The following is a 21,130-nucleotide window of genomic DNA, read 5'->3' on the forward strand; positions in this document are numbered from 1 at the left end:
CTTATTCCTTGACGCTTCCGAGCGTCATGCCGCTCATGAAGTAACGCTGCAGGAACGGATATACGCACAGCACCGGCACCATGCCGAGGAAAATTTGCGCCGCGCGCACCGACCGATCGTTCAGCTTCGACAACAAGAGCAGCATCGCCGGGTCGCTGATCGAGGACATATCCATGCGGACGACGATCGTCTGCAAGTAGCTGGCAAGCGGATAATGGATCGGATCGTTCATATAGATCAGTCCATTGAACCATTCGTTCCAGTGCGAGACGATCGCGAACAACGTAACGGTAGCAATCGAGGGCATCGAGAGCGGGATGATGATCCGCCAGAGCGTCTGCCAATGTCCCGCGCCGTCGATGAAAGCCGACTCCGACAGTTCCTTCGGCAAGCCCCTGAAGAAGTTGAGCATCAAGATGACGTTAAAGATCGGCAGCGCTCCCGGCAGCACAAGCGCCCAGATGCTGTCGAGCAGGTGAAAATTTCGCACGATCATATAGGTCGGAATCAATCCGCCGGAGAACAGCATCGTGAAGACGAAGAACCAGGCATATCCCGTCCGGAACTTCAGATTCGCCGCTTCCTTGGACAGCGGGTAGGCCGTAAGCACCGTTAACAGCATGTTGATGCTGACGCCTAGCAACACGCGCTCTAATGAGATGCCCATCGAGACCAGGAACTCATGCTTCTTCGCTACGAACTCGTAAGCCTTCCATGAGAAGTCGACCGGCCATAGCGTAACTTTGCCCGCTTCTATCGCGGCGGCAGAGCTCAAGGAGACAGAGAAGACATTTATTAAGGGCAGAATGCTTATCAGAGACAAAACCGCAAGGAAGGTATAGTTGAAAACAACGAACAGCTTGCGACTCCGCGAGTAGTGTTGGACCATGACAATCCTCCTTGCAGCATGTCAGAAAATGCGATAATTCGCGAAACGATAGGCCATGAAATAAGACAACGAAATAAGGACGAGCGAGATCACCGACTTGAACAGTCCGACGGCGGTCGCCACGCCATATTGAGCGCTGGCCAGGCCGATCCGGTAGACGTAAGTATCGAGAATGTCGCCGGTCGAATAGACGGATGGGTTATACAGGTTAAAGACTTGTTCGAAGCCGGCGTTCAGCACGTTGCCGAGCGCGAGCGTCGTAAGCAATATCGTGATCGGAATGATCGCGGGAAGCGTCACGTTAAGCGTTTGTTTCCAGCGGTTCGCGCCGTCCAGGACGGCTGCTTCGTACAAAGATGGATTTACGGCCGTAATGGCAGCCAGATAGACAACCGTTCCGAAACCGAATTCCTTCAATACGTCGGTCACCACCAGCACGTAAGGGAACCATTTATCATTGCCGAGGAAGAACACCTTTTCAAATCCGAGCCACGCGATGAATTGATTCACGATTCCGGATGTCGGAGAGAGCACGTCAAGCAAGATGCCGGCCATGATGACCCAGGACATGAAGTGCGGCATATAGATGATCGTTTGGATGGTGCGCTTGTAGTACTTCTTCATGATCTCGTTCAGCAGAAGCGCGGTGACAAGCGGCGCGATGAGTCCGCCGATAATTTTCAAAAAAGCGATAAATACCGTATTCCGCAGCACTTCCCTTGTCTCGGACAAGTGATAGATATACCGGAAATGCTCCAATCCGACCCACTCGGAGCGAAACATCCCTTTAACCGGGATAAAATTCTGAAAGGCGATGACGATGCCGACCATCGGGCCGTAGCTGAACAGCAGCACCACGATTATACCCGGCACCAGCATAAGGTGCAGCGGCAATTCCAGTCTCCAATTTCTGCGGCTCAATCGATTTCCCTCCTGCCTGGTTGCAAAGAGGGGATAGCGGCTAGCAGCTAGTCCCTATCCCCCTGTTCCGTCTTATTGAACCATGCCGCTGGCGTTGACTTCGTCCAGAATATCCTGACCGCCGGATGCAAGCCAATTCGCTGCCCACTCGTCGAAGCTGTCGAGCGGCTTGGAACCCATGATGATCGAAGTGATCATCTTGACTTCTTCGTCGCGAAGCGACGGACCTTTCGCGACCATCGTCGGAGTCGGGCTGCCCACGTACGCCGATGCGAAAATTTGGTGGTTGTCTATATATTGGCCCTGGAGGCTGAATACGCCGCCTTCCGCCCACAGTTTGTTCGCGGCCCACATCGTCGCGTCGCCGGCCTCGAATTTTGCCACCTGATCGAAGTATTGCTTCTGTTCATCGTTCAGCGCCGACGTATCGCCGGATTTTTTCGCCGCTTGAATCGCGACGGCCGCCCTCGGATTGTTGCCGGGCAAGCCTCCGTTGATCGGCGCAAGTCCGAATTCGCCGTAGTCCTTGCCATCCACGGTGACCGTATGGTAATTCTTATCGAAGTGTCCGTAGAGTTTCTCCATATACGTGTTGAGCAGCAAGAACGGAGCCTCCGGATGTTCGGACTTCTTGCTTACGACAAAATAGTGCGAAGGCAATCCCGTCGTGCTTTGCGCGAGCGCCGGCTGATCGTCGGACGATACGAGCGGGTAGATGCCCCAATCCGAACCCGGAACGTCTTTGTACATGTTGTTGATCGGCCATGTCGGCACGAAGAATGAACCGAACGTCATTCCGACTTTACCGGACGTAGCGAGTTCCCCGGACTTTATGCCGTCGATGACGCTGAATTCCGGATAGAGCGCGCCTTGCTTGAACAAGTCGGCCAGCTTGCCGAGCGCGGTTTTCACTTCCGGCTGAACGTCGGCCCACTGAACCTTGCCGTCCGCGCCTTTGATGAAGTTCAGGTTCGTGCCGGTACCCTTGGTCGGATTGAACGGATACGCGTGGTAGCCGTTGAAGAAGCCGTCAAGACCGGACCAGCCGTTGAACAAATTGTAGTCGAGGCTTAATCCGTACGTATCGTTCTTGCCGTTCTTGTCCGGGTCGTTCTTCGTGAACGCCAAAGCGATATTGATGACATCGTCCATCGTCTTCGGCGGCTGAAGCCCCACGTTGTCAAGCCAGTCTTTGCGAATATAGATGAGATGGGTATCGGCGGATTCTCCGCCGTCCGCCGGAATCCCCATGAGTTTGCCGTCTACCGTCGCCGCTTTGAGACGCAGGTCGTTGCTTCCTTCGAACGAGCTCTTCGTCAGATCGGAAGCGTACTTATCGTAGACGCCGGTCAGATCCGCGATCGTGCCGGCTTCTACGAGGATCCGGAACTGCTGGGCGTCGACATTCATGAAGTCGGGCATGTCGCCCGAAGCCATCGTGACGGCGATCTTGTTCTGGTACTGCTCTGCGTTTACTTTCCAGAGGTTCTTCACCTTGATGCCGAGATCGCTTTCGAACGTTTTGGTCCAAATGTTCTCGTCGAACGTTTCGCCGGGCGCAAGTTCGGCGGCCGCACTGACGGAGCGCACGGTCGTCACTTCGATCGGAGGGTCGTATTTGCCTTCGGGGCCGCTCGGACCGGATGCTGCCGGCGAAGCCGTCGGGCTTTCGCTTTCGCTTGTCGATGCGCTTGGCGGGCTGTCGCCGTTGTTGCTATTGCCGTTATTGCTGTTACTGCAAGCTGTTACAGTTGTCATGATAAGCAGAAACGAGAGCATTGCCGATCTTTTCGCGTTCGCTTTTTTCAACACCATCTGCTTGCCTCCCCTGTACCCTGCATGAATTGTGGTACGCTTTCATTATGAGGTTCATACGACGCGGCGACTATAATAAAACGTTTACCTTCCTTATCCTTTTATATCTACTTGAGCGAATCGCGGTATTCCTGAGGCGTCAACAAGGTCGTTTTTTTGAAAAAACGGGTGAAATAGGACGCCGAATCGTACCCGATCCGCATGCCGACCTCGTGAATCTTAAGCGTGCTCTCGCCGAGCAGCCGCTTCGCTCTTTCGATTCTCGTCCTCGTGATATAGTCGCTGATGGTATGGCCCGTCTTCTGCTTGTACAGTCTGGACAGATAAAATGGCGTCAAATAGACGTGCTCGGCCAGGCGGTTCAGCGACAGATCCCCTTCGATATTCTCCTCCACGTACCGATGAATCTGCTCGACGACTTCGCTCGTCTCCTGCTCGTTGCCGCCTTCCATGCGTTCGAACAGCACATCCGCCAGCTCGCGGAATAGGTCGGAAGCCTCCCTCCACGAACGATGCTCGCGGATCGAGAACAGCTTGCTCGAGATGTCGTTAGCGCCGGCGCCGCCGAGCGCTTCGAACCGATTCAGATGCGGAATGAAGATCGCGGACAGCTCGTAGAACACCTCGAGCGGCAAGCCTGCCGCAAGCGTCGCCGGCTCCCCGACGGCTTCCGAAATCTCGTCGAACAGCTGCTTGAATTTCTCCCGTTCCTTCTGCATCAAGTATTGATCGAGCAGCCGGATGCGCTTGACCTTGCTTCGCGCCTTCTCGTCCCCTCTTTCCTTCGCCCGGTCGTCCGACAGCAGCATCTGGCTGCCGAGTCCGAGCCCGCGGCCGAACAGCTGCGACAGCCGTTCGTATTTGGACGAGAGCGCGTCCCACTCGAACGGCTCGCTGGAGACGACGAACGAGCACGCGAGCTTCAAGTATCGGCTGCAAGCGTCTTGCACGGATTCGAGCATCCCTAGCAAATAAGCGTGCAGGTCGGTTTCCGGATCGGCTTCCGCGCCTGCACCTGCGTGCAGCGGCGCCTTGCCGACGATCGCATGACGATACCCCGATCCCGTCTTCGGCTGCAGCAGCCAGATCAGCCGCTCGTGACCGCCTCTGAAGTGCGTCAGGTCGAATTCCAGCGCTACGAATTCTTCGAAGATGTTGTTGATCGAATAAGCGAACAACAACTTATCGCCTCCCGTCGCATCTTCGCGCCAACGGTCGATCCGGCCGACGGCCATGACGACCGGCAAGTCGGGATCGAGCGGCACTTCAAACTGCGCGAACCGCTCTCTCCGCGCGGCGGACGACGAGGCTTCCCCTTCCAGCAGCCCGGTCAAATACTCCTTGCGCAAAGCCGGCCGCGCCAGCTTAAGGGACGAGCGAGCGTTTGCGATCAGTCCTTCGTAGGTCACTTCCTCGGCAATGACGCGAATCGCCTTCTCGACCGAGGCGACGATCGAATCGTCTCCTTCCGTCTTCAGCACGTAATCGATCGCTCCTCCGCGGATGGACGACTGGATATAGTCGAACTCGTTATAGCCGGTCAGGAAAATCGACTTGCAGCGCGGCCAGAGGCGCAGCACCTCCTTCTGCAGCTCGATGCCGTTCATCTCCGGCATCTCGATATCCGTCAGCAGAATGTCGATGCGCAGCTTCCGCGCGATCGCCAGCGCTTCCGGTCCGTCAAACGCTTGATAGACCTCCAATGGATGGCCGGACTGCGAGAATAGCTCGCTTAAGCCTTCGACGATGATCGGCTCATCGTCGACGATCAACAGCCGGTACATGGCTTTTCACTCTCCTTCGCGTCTTGCGTGTCTGTTGGTTCCGCGGATTTGCCGCGGGACTGGGGCATCGGCAGCCTCAGCGTCGCTTTCATGCCGCCCATTTCGCCGCGGGTTACGGACACGCCATACGCGGCGCCGAAGCGGATTTGCAGCCGGCGGTGAACGTTCAGCATGCCGGTATATTCCATATCCGCGCCCTGTTTCTCTAAATTCGCTTCGATCCGCTGAAGGTCGGCGTTCGTCAGCCGTTCGCCGTTATCCTCGACCGAAATGAGCAATTGTCCATTCTGCTCGTTCATCGTCACGGCGATTCTGCCGTCCCTGCGCTTCGTCTCGAGTCCGTATTGGTATGCGTTCTCGATGAACGGCTGCAGGATGAGCCGCGGTACCCGCATGTCGCCGCAACCTTCGGGCAGTTCGCTGAAATCAACGGTAATGCGGCTCTTGGCGAAGCGGATGTTCTGAATTTCCACATACGAGCGGGAGTGTTTCACCTCCGCGTCGAGCGGCACTTCTTCGGAGCCGTTGCGGGTAATATATTGGAAGTATTCGCCAAGGTGCTGGCTGAACCGGATGACGCTGTCGTGATCCTGCATCTTCGCCAAGCGGTAGAGGATAAAAAAGGAATTATACAGAAAGTGCGGATTGATCTGCGACTGCAGCTGCTTCAGCTCCGACGTCTGGGCGCGCAGCTTCTGCTCGTACACTTCCTGGATCAGCACCTTCAGATTGTTCGTCATCATGTTGAACCGTTGGAACAAGTATTGGAATTCGTCGCGCGCCTTTGGCAGCGGTATCGGCTCCATCTTTCCCGCCTCCACCTTGCGGAATCCGGTGATCATCCGATGCAGCGGCTTGCGGATGAGCTGATACAGCCAGTAAGAGTACGAGACGATAAAGACGAGCGAGACGAACGACAGCACCCATAGCAGCATCCGGTATTTGTCGATCGGACCGAGCATTTCGGCCGACGGCACGTAAGCGATCAAATCATAGCCGAACGTAGGCGAACGCTTATCGGCGACAAAATAGGAGCGGTTTCCCGCGGAGATCTGCGCGTAGCCTTTGCCAGCGCTGTCCTCGGGACGGTTCCTCAAGTAATCCGAAAGCTCTTTCGTAAGCCCTTCGTCGGCTTGGTTGCCCAATGTCCAGCCGTTCTCCGAATTGACGAGCATCGCTCCCGCGTTCTTGTAGTCGGAGAAGTTCTGCAGCGACTGCTTCATCATCTCCTCGTTGATCTCGATCGAGAGCACGTACGTTTCCTTCATATTCGGCAGATCGGAGCCCGGGTAAGCAATCGCCAGGAACAGCCGGTTATTCCAGTAGTACTTGCCGACGCCGCGGAGTTTGGATACGGAGGCGACAGCCTCATAGTCGGAACCGAGCTTGTCGCTGATCGTTGCGTCGCTCGATATCGTTCGCTTCAGCGTTAGAATATGCGCGCTTATGCTCTTGATGTAAAGGCTCGAGTTCTTGATCAGCTGAAGCTTGTCCTGGACGCGCTGCACCGTCTCCGTCCATTCTCCGATCGTCATCGTATTGCTGACGAAGGCGGCGTGCTGGATGTCTTTGTCGACGATGTACTGCTGAAGCAGCCCCGTCATCCGATCATTTTCTACCTCAAGCGAGTTGAGGTAAAAGTCGACACGCGAATTGAGCGACTTCGACAGTTCCTCGCTGACGCTCTTTTCACCCAGCTGATTCATCATGAGACCGATGCCGTAGATCGGAGCGACCACAAGCAGGAACGCGATGATCAGCTTCGGAAATATCGTCATTCTCCATTGTTGTTTCCGAAAAATATTCATTTCGAGCCGCCCCTTGCGTGAATTCGGCATGAGAACAACGATCAATCGCGCTTGCAGCTCGCCTCCCCCTCCGAAATCGAGCAATGGTTTATCGCTAACTGCTCGTATTACCCCATTATAAAGCGCTTTCAGTTGGAATACGATCCACATAATCCCAAATCCGAGTTTTCGAGACTTCCGAAAAAAATCAACGAAATGCGGGTCATTTACATGACGAAGGGGCTGCCGCCTGGTCAGCCCCTGCCGATTTCGGCATTTATTTTCGTACTAACATAAATCCGACGATCTCATGAAGGTCATTACCGCTTATGCACAATGTCGCGTTTCCGGTATGATCGGAAGTCGAAACCTTTTTCGTTTCGCTCTCTTCGGTATGGCGGAATTCAATAACAGCTTCGAAGTTTCCCTCAATTGTAAGGGCACCGGGCGCAAACGGGATACAGGCCAGCTTGGAGCATTGTAAGATGTCCTCATTGTCTTGCGCGATAAGCGCCCAGTCCCCCGTGAAACGGATACCGGACACTTGCGGAAAAGTCATCTCGTCGCCTGACGTATGTCGTAATGCGAGGGCGGTTATCCTGTCACGGCCCTTATGCGATTCCACCCGTCCCCATGACCTGATGACCGGCTCGCGGCTCACATCTCCGAAATCGGCGTCAAGCCATAACGGAGCCCAGCTGCTGCCGGGCCTGCGCCAGTTGTCGAGCGCAAGCCAGCGGAGCCGCTGCGAGGCGGTTATCGACTTACCGGCACGATCGGCAGCTCCGAGTGTCAAGCCATTGGTACCGACAACGGCCGTATTGAGCAAAATCCGCTCCAACGCGTCCCAGTAATAGCCTGTCGACGTATTGATCAACATGCCGCGGCGCGCCGCGAGTGCCGACCACATGCAGCGCTGATTGTGCCCAAAAGCCTCGTACGCCGCACTGTCTCCCGCGTCGCCTAGATCATCGATATTGATCACGTCGAAATGGTCGTGAAGCAGCGGATGCAGCCCATAATAGATAATCGCGATATCCGGCTTAGCCTCCTTTGCCGCTCCCGTAATGATCTTGAGCAGTTCCGAGCAAAGCCGTTCTCCCCGCAATTCCGGACGACGCGGCGCGCTTACGTCCGGCCCGGGCAAGCCATAGCCGAAATCCAACTTCAGCGCCGCGGGATTCAACCGGTTGACGATGGATCCGGTACGTTCCGTTAGAAACGACCTGGTCCGCTCCGAGCTGGGATCCAAGCAGTAATGATAGGAATTGCCGTAGATCGGATCGCCCGACCAGTGCCAGAGCCTCGGCTTCCCGTCCGCTCCGCACAACAGATCCCTATCGGTCAAGCCGAACGCCTCAGGCTGCTCAATCCAGCCGATAGACTGCCATACTGCAATTTCGAAGCCTTTTGCCCGCATATGCGCAATGTCTCGGTCAAACTCCGGAAACCGGTTATAGTCCGGAATTCCGCTGCTGTCGCAAGTCTCCCAATATTCGTCGAGCACGATCATATCGGCAGGAGCCGATCGCGACACCCGTTCCGTAATGGCCCTCAGATTAAACTGCCCTTCCTTGAAATCGCCCCATGTGCATACGAACGATTTCGCTTGAATGGACGATTTAGGACCGCTTACCGAAAAGGTTTGATAGAGCCGGTCGTAGGCATCGAATCCATTACTCCCCCAGGCAAGTCTGAGCGGTTCGCTCCATCTTCGATTCAGAAGGTCGGGCGCTTCCCACAAATCCTCCCTGTATAAATACTGCATGCAAGCGGTGGCGGACTTTAACTGCAACGATAGCGCCGCATCCGGGATCGCTCCGGGTCCGAACGACAGCCATCCGTCACCGCCTCCCATCGCCGCGGCATACAGCGGCCTCGGATAAGCAGCCGCATAAGACGTACCCATCGCATCGCCGAAGCTGCCGAGAGGCAGCAGGGCATCGCCCATATCAAAAAAACGCCAAAAGCTGCGCGTCGGATTCGTGCCTGCGCACGGCAGGCAGTATCCTTCCGCCTTCCAGTTCGGCCAGAAAGGCTTGGCAAGCGATGGCGCGGCCCTGCGTTGCAAGTCCGTCATTCGCTTAGTTCCAAAATAGAGCGCTACGATACGGGCCGGCTGATGCCATACCACTTCCAGACCGGCGAATCGGATTCCCCATGCTTCGGTGATCGCCTGAAGAGAGCCTCTGCCAAATTCGCCGAATGCAAGCGCGATATGATAGCGAGAATCCGAAAGCGCCGACACATTCAAGGCAATTCCATCCGTATAGGAAGTCAGTCCGTTGTCATCCGCCAACTCAAAAGAAGGCAGCAGACTTCCTTGCCACACGATGCGACCGTCCCGTTCAAGCATGGCCTGGTCCTTATCCGTTTTCCAACAAAACGACATCTGTTGCGCAGCGATCTTGAGTTCCGGAAATCGGTTCACCTTATCCTCCCATTTCATATCGCTTACGTATATCCATCCTTCTATATGGAATGGTGGCTCAGGCCATGGATATCGTCTATACATGCAGGAATGCGGTTCGCGGAATGCACGCAGCCTAATCCGGCTTGACGCAAGGCAACGTCCAGCTCGCGGCAGCCAGCCCCGGAGCCGTTGCCTCAATGGCAATCGCTCCCGGAGCCCGCCCCGCCCGCACGACGGCGGCGGCGATTCCGCGATAGGCGCGGCAGCTCGCGGAACGGTAGCTCTCGCTGCTCGTCGCGTCCGCCGAGTAAATGCCGAGCAGGCTGCCGCTGCCTTGTACCGTGACGGAAATCGAATGCGCGGCGTCAGGCACAAGGCGGCCATCCTTGTCGACGACAAGGATACGCAGCTCCGCGAAGTCCCTTCCGTCCGCGGACAACCGTTCGGCGTCGCAGCTCAGTTCCAGCCGTACCGCGCCACCTGCGGTGACCAGCTGGTCCTCGCATACGCGCTGCCCTTCGCTCAGGCCGACTGCAACGAGCGTTCCGGGAACATAATCGACGTCCAGTTCAATCGCGCGGTAACCTTCCGAATCCTTCGCCAATACCCCGAGCGAGCGCCCGTTCAGGAACAGTTCCGCTTCGTCGCAGTTGGTGAAGACGTATACCGTCTTGCGATCGCCTTCGTTCCAGTTCCAATGAAAGTGCGAATTCATGTAGGCATACGCTTCGCTGGCAGCGGGAACGAGTTGCTTGACGGCAAGCCGAACGAACGGCTCTTCGCTCCAGATGCTTCGGCGGTAGTGATACTCTCCTCGCGCCGTGCCGACCGCATCGATGAGCCCGAACGCCCAGCTGCGGCGACCTCCTGCGAGTGCGGAGATATCGAACGTATTGCCCAAAGCGGAGTCTTCGCCGAGCACGTCGGCGCCTTCTCCCGAATAATCGATGCCGACCCACAGGAACTGTCCGATGACGTAACGATGCTGCATAATGCGCTTCCAGTGCTCCGGCTCGAATTCAGTCTCCGAACCGAGCAGCGCAAGGTCCGGACGCTCGGCGTGAATGCGTTCGTAATACGCGTCGCCTTCCCGGCTGGCGACATAGTTATATCCCGGCACGTCCACCAAATCCATGATGCCTTCTCGCAAGCTCAGCAGGTGATTGCCTTCCGCGCATACGGTTGCGGGCCGGGTATCGTCCTCCTCCTTGCAGATCTCGACCAATCTGCGCAAGATGGGGATTCCCTCGTCGAAGTAGAGATCCGGAATCTCGTTGCCCACGCTCCACATGATGACGCTCGGATGATTGCGGTCTCGCCGAACCATCGCCCGAAGGTCGGTCTCGTACCATTGGTCGAAGTACAGCGAATAGCCGTAGGTGTTCTTGCCGTACGGCGAGTCCGAATAGCCGCGGTCCCAGCCTAAACGCCATTCGTCGAACGCTTCGTCCATGACCATCATTCCGAGGAAATCGCACGCATGATAAAATTCCGTCGGGAACGGATGATGCGACGTGCGGACTGCGTTGCACCCGGCTTCCTTCAGCATGGCCAGCCTGCTCGCCCAAGTGCGCGTCTGAACCGCACCGCCGAAAATCGCTGCGTCCTGGTGCAAGCAGACGCCTTTGATTATCGTCTCGATTCCGTTCAGTTCGAAGCCCTCGGCGGAAAACGATAACGTGCGAATGCCGTGCGGGGTCAGCACGTCGTCCGCCGGCTCGTCCTCGACGAACAGCACGGAGCGGACCCGGTACAGGTGCGGCTGGTCCGGACTCCAAAGATCGGGTTCCAACACGCGCAGCCGCTGCTCGAACCGATGTTTGCCGAACTGCGGCACGATCGTCTCCGCCTCGGCCACGGCCACCTCGCGGCCTTCCGGATCAAGGATCGTCGTTCTCAGTCGGCAGTTTTTGCTGATTTCGTTATTGTCCGTCATTCCCTTCCCTTGCCAGACGAAAGCGTTCCACTTCGTCTCGGGATAACGCCCTACGGAGATGTTCGTCGCGACAGAGATCGAGGCGCCCTCTGCGTCGATGGACTCCGTTCTAGCGACCACGCCCCATACGTCAATGTGCAAGGGGGCGGTGACGATCACCTGCACGCGGCGGAACAGCCCGTTTCCTTGATAGGATCTGCCGAACGGCTGCAGAGAAGCATCCACTTTGACCGCAAGGACATTTTCCTCTCCGGCGGGGCGAAGATGAGGCGTAAGATCATGCCAGAATGGCGTAAATGCGTAGGGATGCGTCCCGAGGCAGCGACCGTTCACCCATACCTCGGCGTTCATCGCGGCTCCGTCGAACATCAGGTAACGTTTGCCGCCGGCATGCCGATGCGGAGAAGCGAACGGCAATCGGTACCACAAGACGCCCGAGCGAACATAGCCGTTCGCCGGGTAAGCGGCGTCGAAATCCGATTCCGCCGAATCGTCGTGCGGAAGCTGCACGATCCGCCAAGCCGAGTCGTCATAGCCGGCCGCTTGCGCGCCCGGAGCGTCTCCCGCATGGAAGCGCCAATTTTCCTCCAAGGATGCTATGCTCCGGTAATCGGTGCCTTCAAGCATCCGCTCCACATACGAGACGGTAGATTCAATTCTTCTATTTGTCATGTTCCAAAGACTCCTTCGTCTGCTCTCTTACGCCTACTCCCGATACGTCAGGAAGCGATCTGCGCCATCCGCCAGCCAGACGTCCCCCGTCTGCCGGCCCGCTCCCGAATCGCGGATAAGATTATCCTTCAACTCATTGTCGATGGACCCGGCATTGACGAAGAATCCGAATCCGTCGTTGTCCTCGATCACGTTGCGGAGCCACTTGTTGCGGTTCGCCCCGTTGAACGCGTTCTCCGGACGAAAATAGACGCCGCCATTCCCGTTGCCGCGAATGACGTTGTCGGCGAACCGGTTATCGGAGTCCTTATGTCCGATAGAGATGCCGGGCCCTGCGTTATGTTCCAGCGCGTTGCGCTCGAACTCGCCGAACTGGACGCGCCAGCAGATGAACAGCCCCGCCGTGCCGTTGTCGACGCAAGTATTATCCTTGACGCGCGAGGAATGCGAGCCGGCACCGGGATGCAGCCCCGATCCTGTGCAGCCGCGAACCTCGCAGTGAAGCACGGAGATATTCTCGGTAATCTGCCAACTGATGCCATCGCCGTTGAAGTCGCGCGCGAAGACGCGCTCGATCATGCAATCGCGCGCCTTCTTCAGATAGATCCCGCCCGCTCGGCAGCCGCCGATCGGCTCGTTGGCCGCCTTGTTGCCGTCGATCGCAAGGTCGCGCACGCGGACCTGCTGGGCGTCCACCGCCTCGATGATCGGGCAGGCGTTCGTTGCCATGCCGCCGTCGTCCGCGCGGTAATCGCGCTCAAGGTGCCGGTCGAAGCGCAGCACATTGCCGTCCACCGCCGTAATGACCGCCGTGCTTTCGTCCCATCCCCATTTTTGCGACTCGTCAAAAATTTGTAATCCCATTCCGACTCGGAAGCCGCCGGCGTCCGCCACCTCCACGCGCAGCTCGCCGTAGTCGGCGTCGACGATAAAAGGGCTCTTGAACCCGTCCGTCTTACGCAGAACCGTCTCCGGTCCGGCGCCGGCCAGCGTGACCCGATCCGTCAGCCGAATCGGTCCGAACACGTTATAAACGCCTTTATCCAGCCGGACGATGCCGCCGCCGTGCCGGGTCGCTTCATCTACCGCCGACTGAACGGCCATCGACGTGAAGCCCGGATAATCGCTTTGCGGACCTCCCGCCGTCACTTCGATCGTGCGATTGCGCAGCATCGGATCTCTCGGTCCCATCTCGCTCATCCTGCCCATCCTCCCGTCTTCCCCGTTGCACCATCTCCGATATCGTCGCTTACCAGAATAGCTCCTTGCGTCCGCGCAGCTTCGCGAGCGCTTCAACGAAGAAATAATCGCCATAGATCAGCGATTCATCTGCATACACGCCGCGCGAATAATAGCCGGTTGCATGCCGCAGGAGACCTTCATGCTCGTCGCCCCATTCCGCATAGCGGCCGCACAGCGACTGGACGATCCGCTCGGCCGATGCCCGGCACCAAGCGGCGTCCTCGATTCCCGCCCCTCCCACCGCTTGGTGCAGCTCGGCCAGCTCCAGCAGACCGGACGCCGCGATCGCCGCCGCTGACGAATCTCTCGGCATTGACGCCTTGCCGGCTTCCGGCAGGAAGAAGTCCCAATAAGGGACGGCGTCCTCCGGCAACTGCGAGACGAAGAACCGAGCGACCCGCAGCGCGGCTTCGCGATACCGCGCCTCGCCGGTGTACCGATAGCTGAGCGCGAAGCCGTACAGCGCCCATGAAGCTCCGCGCGCCCAAGCGGAATCCGCCGCGCGGCCTTGCCCGGCCAGCGACTCGATCGGCGCCCCGGTGTCCGGATCGTAGCGGACAATATGGCAGACCGAGCCGTCCGGACGAAGAAAATCGCGCAGGACGGAGTCGGCGTGCCGGATCGCGATGTGCTTGTAGCGCGGATCCTTGATCTCGCGTCCGGCCCAATGCAGCAGCGGCAAATTCATCAGGCAGTCGATGATCGCCCAGCCGGTATGATCCTCTTCGTCCCAATTCGGCCAGGCGCGGATGAACTCGCCCTGCGGATTGTACCGTCCGGCAAGGAGGTTGGCCGCGATGAGCGCATGCCGCTTGGCGTCCGCATCTCCCCCGCGCCCGGACGCTTCAGCCAGACGATGCTGGGCAACGCTGCTCAAGCTGAACATGAAGCCGACGTCGTGATGCAGCAGGTCGTAAGTCTGCAGCGTCTCCGCGAGCTGCCGCTCGCACGCTTCGGCGACGCGCCGCAGCTCCTCGTCGCCGTTCTCCCGGTACGCCAGCCACAGCAGCCCCGGCCAGAAGCCGGCGACCCAATCGTGCGCCGGCCCTCTGACGTATCGTCCGTTTTTCGTCCCGTTCGGAAATGCGGCTCCAATCGACCTGGCGCTCCGGCCGATTTTTGCTTCCGCCCGGCTCCAAGCCTCATCCGCCCAGCCTAAATCCCGTTCCAAGCCGCGGTGCATCTTATGCTCCGTCATGCTTCCACCTCTCCCCTAGCTCCTACACCACCGGATTTTCGCCTTGGTAGAAGACGATGTTGTCAAAGTACCCTTTGCCGCCGGCGGCAGTCGCGCCGACCTTTAACATCAGCTGTACGCTGCCGGTAACATTCGCGTCGCAAGGACCGGCAGCAACAGAGACGTTGTCCAGATAGAGCGTGAAGTTCCATTTCGTGCCGTCGTGGGTAAAATCCACTTTGAAATGATGCCACGCGTCCTTGGCATAATACGCATTGCCCCAAGTGTTCCAAGGACGCAGATTCAAATCGCTGCCCTGCGCCGGGCCGTCGCTGTCGTAAAATCTCGCGCTCCACCCGAGATAGAGTGCGTTTCCGGTGGTTACGCCGCTGCCCATAAAGTCATATTCGAGGGTGTAGCCGACGTTCGGCGCCAGCGTCATCGCCGGGAATTGATACATGCTATTGGCGTCCGTCTGCGTGATCTCTAGCGCTTTGCCGGCCGCTCCGCCCGGAGCGGCGACAATCGCGCTGCCGGTGCCGGCCCAGCCGATCACCTCGCCCGGAGCGCTGCGCGAGTCAAAATTCTCCTCAAGCAGGACCGTGTAGGCATCCTCAAACGCAGCCGTTACGGCGACATCGCCCGCTGGCATGATAAATGTGAATGTGTTGCTGCCGGCAGGCGTCAACGCGATTTCCGTGCCATAACCGTAGAGCTTGACTGCGAGCGATTGAAGTCGATAGCCGTCCTCCGGGGCTAACGTCAGCGTGACGTTCTCGCCTGCGGCCGCGGATTCCTTGTCCGCAATGACCGAGCCTCCGGCGATCCCGCCGGGCAGCGTGACCGCGTACGCGACGCCCGACTTTTCGCCTTGGTAGAGCTCGACATTGTCGAAGTAGTTTTTACCGCCGGCTCCGCCGACCTTCAACATCAGCTGCTGATTGAGGGAAACCGCGCCGTTTACATCGTTTTCGTCGACGAGCACGCCATCCAGGAAGAGTTTTACCCGCCACTTCGCGCCGTTGTGCTTGAACTCCGCTTTGAAATGGTGCCAAGCGTCTTTCGTATACGACTTCGCGACCCAGCTCTGCCACATGCGCAGATGCAGCTTGCTCGCATCGCTGCCGCTGTCGTAAAACCTCTCGCTCCACCCGTTATAGAGCGCGTTGCCGGTGCTCGTGCCGCTGCCCATAAAGTCGTATTCCAAGGTGTAGTCGATTCCCGGCTCGAACGCGATGACGGGGAATTGATACAAGCTATTGCCGTCGGTTTGCGTGATCTCAAGCGCCTTGCCGCCCGCTCCGCCCGGAGCGGCGACAATCGCGCTGCCGGTTCCGGCCCAGCCGATAACCTCGCCCGGAGCGCTGCGCGAGTCGTAGTTTTCTTCATACAGGACTGCGTATGGAACGTCAAGCTCCTCGAACGCAGCGGTTACCACGACGTCCTCGCCCGGCATGAGGAATACGTGGCTGCCGCCGGCTATCGTCTGTTCTACGCCGTTAATCTTGAGCCATGACAGCTTATAGCCGTCGTCCGGGGCTATGGTCAGCGTGACGTTTTCTCCTTCGGCGGCCGTTGCCTTGTCCGCGGTGACCGAACCTCCGGCGACCTCGCCGGGTACCGCGATGCCGTGAGGCGTCTGCACGCCCCCCTGCTGACCCCGATAGAGGAGGAAATTGTCATAATACGCTTTGCCGCCTTCATCGCTAAGGTAGCCGTTCTTCAGCTTCACCGTCAGGCTCCCGGTAGCGGTAGCGTTAGCGACGGGGCCGCCGGCCATCAGGACGTTGTCGATGTAGAGCGTAAACGACCATTTCACGCCGTCGTGCCTGAACTGCAATTTGAAATGGTGCCATTGGTTTTGGGTATACGCCTTCGCGCTCCAGGTGCTGGCCGAACGCACATTCATCATGCCGTCCACCGGGGCGTCGCCGTCGAAAAGCCGTTGGCCGTCGTTAAAATAAAAGCTGGTTCCGTCGATGCCGCTGTCGCCCCTAAAGTCATATTCAAGGGTATAGTCGACGCCCGATTTAAAGGATATCCCCGGTAATTGATACAGGTTGTTGCCGGCGCCCTGCGTAATTTCAACCGCCTTGTCGCCCTCGTCACCTTGTGGATGGTCGACGATCGCTGCTCTGTCGCCGGCCCATGCTCCTCCGCCTACGCTGTCGCCGGCGTCGAAGTTCTCGTCGTACAGGACGGCGTACTCGTCGCCTGCCTCTATCGCGACGAACGAAACCGTCACGGCGGCGTCTTCGTCCGGCATAGCGAACAGGTACTTGTTATCGCCAAGGCTGGTCAGGCCGGCGGCGCTGCCGTTGATCTTGAGCGAGCCAGGCTGCATGTTGTAATCGGGGTTCGGAGCAACGGTGAGCGTAATCAGCTCGCCCTCTGTCGCCTGAGCTTTATTAGATGTCACGCTTCCGTTCGCCGTCTGGCCGATCGTCACGTTGTGCGCCGCAGGCTCCGGATCATCACCCGTGTTCACCATGACGAACACCGGTTTCTCCGTGACTCTTACGGTCACCTTTCCGTTAGATAGCTGAGACTTTATGGATGTCGACGAACCGGTCTCGCTATTGCGCACCAGCTCGACCAGCGTCACGTCCTCGATATCCGCTTGAGGGATATCGGACAGATCAAGCTCGTAATCGACATCGTTGCCGTCCACATCGCCCTTGGAGGTCCCCAGCCAGAGCGCGTAGCCCTTGCCGTTGTTCTTGTCTTGCTCGTCTTTCCCGGCGTTCTCGTCTTCGAAGCCGAATTGAAGAACGTTCAGCGCGTTTTCGGGCGCGGTATTGTTATTGGTGAAGGCGTTGCCCGATGGATCCCACGGCTCTACTTTTTTGGTATAGGCAGGCGTCTCCACTTCCTTCTCGAAGCGCATATCGCCCAGCCAGTTGCGCATGGCCGCGACATAGTACCATGCGGGTTTCTTGGCGTTCGGACCTTCTCCCAGCACGTCTTGGGTATCCAGATACCCGCTGGTATTGAATTTACCGGCGGTACCCGTTCCGGAACCGCGCAGCATGAACTGCTGGGCACGATCCACGCCCCAGGACGACAGGAGCAGGAATTCCCTCACCATCCAGCGGCCTTGCATCTCAAAGCCGCCGACTACGTTTTGCAAGGTTGCCGGATTGTCCTTGCCGGGGAAACTTGGATAAAGATCCGGATTCAATTCGAGCTCGGCGTTGACGCCGGGATAATAATCCTGATTCGCTTTGGCGGTGGTCGCCGTGCCTTGGGCGCTGTCCCAGCCCAGCTCGGAAAGCCATACCTCGGCGCCCGGATAATAGAGCGCGCGAAGATTCATGACCCACTTCATGCCGTACTCGAGGGGAACGTCCTGGTTCCACGTCTGGTTGGTCCACTGGTCTTCCTCGGGCGCCACGCCGCCGATCGCCCTGCCGTTCGCGACGTCTTTGGAGTCCGGGGCGTAATGATGCACGTTCAGCACGTCTACCGGGAACTGCTCGAACCGGTACAGGAAGTTTCCCGGATCCTCGGGATGTTCTTCTCCGAGCAGCGCTTCCTCTCTGGTGTAGGGCTCCAGCTTCTCGGTATCGTGTTTCCTGTAATACGAACCGCCGTCTAAGAAATAGTTGATATCCAGGTAATCTTCCGGTGTTCTGTAGGTCAGGAACCACTCCGTCATCTCTTCCAGGAACTTGAGGTCGAGGCCGCCCACGCCCGCTATGGACAGCTTGGCGCTCGGGTCGGCATTCTTGATGCCCACGCCGGAGTAAGGCTTGCCGGTGGCTTTCTCGGTGTAGATGTAACTCCCGTTCCGCGCGTTCACGTCGATGTCCGTATCGTGTATCCAAGACTTCATGGCGTTCATGTGGCCGTCGTAGTCCGCGCTGGTCATGGCCGCGAACTCGTAGCCGCTCACGCCCTTGAGGTTCAATTCGTTGCCGTTTTCATACGTCTCGATCAGGTTCAACCCGATTTCCTTGGAGGTGCCGGGGGCGACGTGCACCAGATCCGGATCGATGGTACCGCCCTCCTCCGTGCTCTTGGCGCTTCCGTACCTAGCGACATGCTGCCATAAGCTCATGGCGTGACCCAGATAGGAATCGGGGTTTTCTTTGTCCCCATCGCCCTGGTAATTGGGCATGTTGTACGCGGGATCCGTTCTCTCGGTGTCCCCGACATGCAGATTCTGAAGGCACAGGTATACGATTGCGCCAGCGGCCTTCATGTTTCGGTAGAAAGCGTCAAAACCGCCCCAGGTGTTGGCGAACGCCACCAGCGGCTTATCGGGATCGTCGATCATGCGAGGATCGTTGTCGCCTGCGCCCGCGTCGTTTCCGGCCATATATTCCGTCCAGGCCCAAGTGTGATATTCTCTAGTCGTTCCGCTGACCGGGACGACGTTGCCACCCAGATCGGGGTCATTAAAGAAGCTGTTGGTCCCGACAGACTTGCCGAAGTCAATGTCGAAGTCGGGTACAGTCTGTGGTTCTTTGTTCCAGTCTATAGGCACGATTTCCCTTTTGCCGGTATCCGCGATCAGCGGTTCAAGCGGCAGGCCGAGCATAACGAACTCGGAAAGGTTAACGTCGCGGTCGACCGTAATGATATCGTCCGCGAAATTCTTATATTTGTACGTACCGCCGCTCAGCTTTTCGATTTTGATTTTCGAGGCGTTCTTGATCTCGTCGTAGCTGTAGCCGCCGCCGAAGCTGGCGGGGTTGGCGAGGTCCATGCGCGCCCAGCTGTCGTCGTTGTTCATCGCATAGGTGAACAGCTCCACGTAATGGTCATCCACGTAGGCGGACACCTTGACGGAACCGCCGGCGACCTGCCATTGGCTGGTCTGGTCCGGTATGGCATCTGATGTGGCGCCGTAAGCCGCGCCGTCAAAGAACCACATCTCCTGAAGCGTATGCTTCTGATGGAGTGCGATCTCCAGCGTGTTGCTGCCGCCCTCGCCCGTTCTCCATACGCTGTCGTTCGTCGGAAGCGCTTTCTCTTCGTCGCTGAGTACGGGCCTGTAGCCGTTCGGGGCCGCTGCGCTGATCTGCTCGAACGTCGTGAAGTCCTTGTAGTTTTCGTATCCGTCGAACAGCAGGTAAGGCGATCCGTCGCCCTCGGCCTTGCCGTCGTTGCCCAGCCAAGAGCGCTGCACCGCCGCCACCTTGCTGCGGGTGATGGGCTTGCCGACCATGACAAAGCTCGAAAGGTTGACGTCGGTGTCGAAGTTTCGGTAGACGTCTGCGCCTTCCCACCAGTTGTATTTATCCTCGCTCACCTTTTCGATTTTGATTTTCGAGACTCGCTTGATTTCCTCGTAGGTGAGGTTGGTATGATTGGCGAAATGGCTGAGATCGCTGAGGTCTGCCTGCACCCAGCTGTCATCGTTGTTCATATCATAGGAGAACAGCAGCTCGTACCTCTGCGCGTCTTCCAGATAGCCGTACACATTGATAGATCCGCCGATGACTTCCCACTTGCTGCCTACGCCTTCAGGATCGTTCGGGACGTCGGGAACGGGGTTATTCGGATCCGTAAAGTTCCAATAAGCCGAGGGGCGGTACGCTCCGCCGTCAAAGAACCAGATCTCCTCCAGATCATGCCGCTGTTTAAGCTCGATCTCGAGGACTCTGTTCGTGTCCCATGCTCCTCCGGCTCCCGATCTCCAGACCTTGTCGGTATTGCCGTTCGGGATCAGCTTGTCGGCTTGGCTAAGTACGGGCCAGTAGCCGGACGGACTGGCTGCGCTGATCTGATCGAACGTCGTGTAGTCCTTATAGGTCTCGTATCCGCGGAACAGCAGATACGGGTTGCCGGGGGTCGTATCCTCGCCTTTTGCGCCCAGCCAGGATCTGTCCACGTCGACGACCTCCCTGTCGCCGATGGTGACCCATCCGTCGTCGGCGGCAGGGCTCGTCACCTGAACGGTCAGCAGGCCGGACTGGGAGATCAGGCCGCCTTTTTTGTCCTGCGCTTTGCCGATAAGCGCGTATGCTCCCGGCTCGTTATAGGCAGCCGTAAAGGTAAAGATTTGAGACTTGCCTTTTTTGATCTGTTTGATGTCCCAGGCGTGCTCTCCCGCGACAATGCTGATATTGTTGTAGGTACCCTTGCTGCCGTTATTGGATACGATGACCGTATAGGTTACCGTCTCGCCCGGTTCCACGGAAGTTTTATCCGCAGTCACGGACACGTCGATCCCCGCCGCGGTGCCCGCAAAAGCCGGAATCGGGATGCTCGCCGACAACATCATGATTACAGTAATCATAATTGCCAATAGCCTTCGTTTCATTATTAATGCCCCCCTTATCAAAATGGCGGTCCCAAGCTTGAAAACAGCGTACTTGTTCCAAACACCGATTCCGAAAAGCCGGCGGCGCTTACTTTCGATGACGGCCGATGCGTATAAAGTAACACATTCTATCGGCGGTATATATTGCATTTAATTGCCTTTCGTTTACTTTTGATAGCTTTACGGAAATAAACCATAACCATCCGCGGTCTGATTTTATAAA

Annotated in this window: 10 protein-coding genes; all 10 read right to left on the reverse strand. The window is 57.7% G+C overall.

Annotated features, from left to right (window positions below; translation table 11 throughout):
* Position 1 precedes the first annotated feature (1 nt).
* The 10 genes from AC50YL_RS23770 to AC50YL_RS23815 all read right to left on the reverse strand — a co-directional run bounded on the left by AC50YL_RS23770 (position 2) and on the right by AC50YL_RS23815 (position 20,907).
* Entirely contained in the window at positions 2 to 889 is an 888-nt protein-coding gene (locus AC50YL_RS23770; protein WP_494835191.1) for a carbohydrate ABC transporter permease, read from the reverse strand.
* Positions 890 to 910: 21 nt separating this feature from the next.
* Positions 911 to 1,768: an ABC transporter permease gene (locus AC50YL_RS23775; protein WP_494835301.1), complete on the reverse strand. Its 858-nt coding sequence runs from the start codon at positions 1,766 to 1,768 to the stop codon at positions 911 to 913.
* Between the two features lie 114 nt (positions 1,769 to 1,882).
* The gene (locus AC50YL_RS23780; protein WP_494835192.1) at positions 1,883 to 3,625 is read right to left on the reverse strand and encodes a type 2 periplasmic-binding domain-containing protein; all 1,743 of its coding nucleotides are present in this window, start codon (positions 3,623 to 3,625) and stop codon (positions 1,883 to 1,885) included.
* A 107-nt stretch (positions 3,626 to 3,732) separates the two neighbouring features.
* Positions 3,733 to 5,409, reverse strand: coding sequence for a response regulator (locus AC50YL_RS23785; protein WP_494835193.1), 1,677 nt, complete (start codon positions 5,407 to 5,409; stop codon positions 3,733 to 3,735).
* Positions 5,394 to 7,217: a sensor histidine kinase gene (locus tag AC50YL_RS23790; protein WP_494835194.1), complete on the reverse strand. Its 1,824-nt coding sequence runs from the start codon at positions 7,215 to 7,217 to the stop codon at positions 5,394 to 5,396. The genes AC50YL_RS23785 and AC50YL_RS23790 overlap by 16 nt, the downstream gene beginning before the upstream one ends.
* A gap of 256 nt (positions 7,218 to 7,473) precedes the next feature.
* Complete coding sequence (locus tag AC50YL_RS23795) at positions 7,474 to 9,276, reverse strand: alpha-galactosidase (protein ID WP_494835195.1); 1,803 nt, start codon at positions 9,274 to 9,276, stop codon at positions 7,474 to 7,476.
* Positions 9,277 to 9,742: 466 nt separating this feature from the next.
* Complete coding sequence (locus AC50YL_RS23800) at positions 9,743 to 12,217, reverse strand: glycoside hydrolase family 2 TIM barrel-domain containing protein (RefSeq protein ID WP_494835197.1); 2,475 nt, start codon at positions 12,215 to 12,217, stop codon at positions 9,743 to 9,745.
* 33 nt (positions 12,218 to 12,250) lie between these two features.
* A complete protein-coding gene (locus AC50YL_RS23805; RefSeq protein ID WP_494835198.1) occupies positions 12,251 to 13,417 on the reverse strand; it encodes a right-handed parallel beta-helix repeat-containing protein in 1,167 nt (388 codons plus the stop codon).
* Positions 13,418 to 13,466: 49 nt separating this feature from the next.
* Positions 13,467 to 14,657: a glycoside hydrolase family 88 protein gene (locus AC50YL_RS23810; RefSeq protein WP_494835199.1), complete on the reverse strand. Its 1,191-nt coding sequence runs from the start codon at positions 14,655 to 14,657 to the stop codon at positions 13,467 to 13,469.
* Positions 14,658 to 14,679: 22 nt separating this feature from the next.
* Positions 14,680 to 20,907 carry an InlB B-repeat-containing protein gene (locus AC50YL_RS23815; RefSeq protein ID WP_494835200.1) on the reverse strand — a complete coding sequence of 2,076 codons (6,228 nt, stop codon included), beginning with the start codon at positions 20,905 to 20,907 and terminating at the stop codon, positions 14,680 to 14,682.
* Between the last annotated feature and the right edge of the window lie 223 nt (positions 20,908 to 21,130).

This window comes from Paenibacillus sp. J22P277, from assembly GCF_059383675.1.

Bases quoted from the DNA above. Each gene is read 5' to 3' on its own strand.
- AC50YL_RS23770 (WP_494835191.1), bottom strand. From the start codon at position 889: ATGGTCCAACACTACTCGCGGAGTCGCAAGCTGTTCGTTGTTTTCAAC.
- AC50YL_RS23775 (WP_494835301.1), bottom strand. From the start codon at position 1,768: ATGCTGGTGCCGGGTATAATCGTGGTGCTGCTGTTCAGCTACGGCCCG.
- AC50YL_RS23780 (WP_494835192.1), bottom strand. From the start codon at position 3,625: ATGGTGTTGAAAAAAGCGAACGCGAAAAGATCGGCAATGCTCTCGTTT.
- AC50YL_RS23785 (WP_494835193.1), bottom strand. From the start codon at position 5,409: ATGTACCGGCTGTTGATCGTCGACGATGAGCCGATCATCGTCGAAGGC.
- AC50YL_RS23790 (WP_494835194.1), bottom strand. From the start codon at position 7,217: ATGAATATTTTTCGGAAACAACAATGGAGAATGACGATATTTCCGAAG.
- AC50YL_RS23795 (WP_494835195.1), bottom strand. From the start codon at position 9,276: ATGACGGACTTGCAACGCAGGGCCGCGCCATCGCTTGCCAAGCCTTTC.
- AC50YL_RS23800 (WP_494835197.1), bottom strand. From the start codon at position 12,217: ATGACAAATAGAAGAATTGAATCTACCGTCTCGTATGTGGAGCGGATG.
- AC50YL_RS23805 (WP_494835198.1), bottom strand. From the start codon at position 13,417: ATGAGCGAGATGGGACCGAGAGATCCGATGCTGCGCAATCGCACGATC.
- AC50YL_RS23810 (WP_494835199.1), bottom strand. From the start codon at position 14,657: ATGACGGAGCATAAGATGCACCGCGGCTTGGAACGGGATTTAGGCTGG.
- AC50YL_RS23815 (WP_494835200.1), bottom strand. From the start codon at position 20,907: ATGAAACGAAGGCTATTGGCAATTATGATTACTGTAATCATGATGTTG.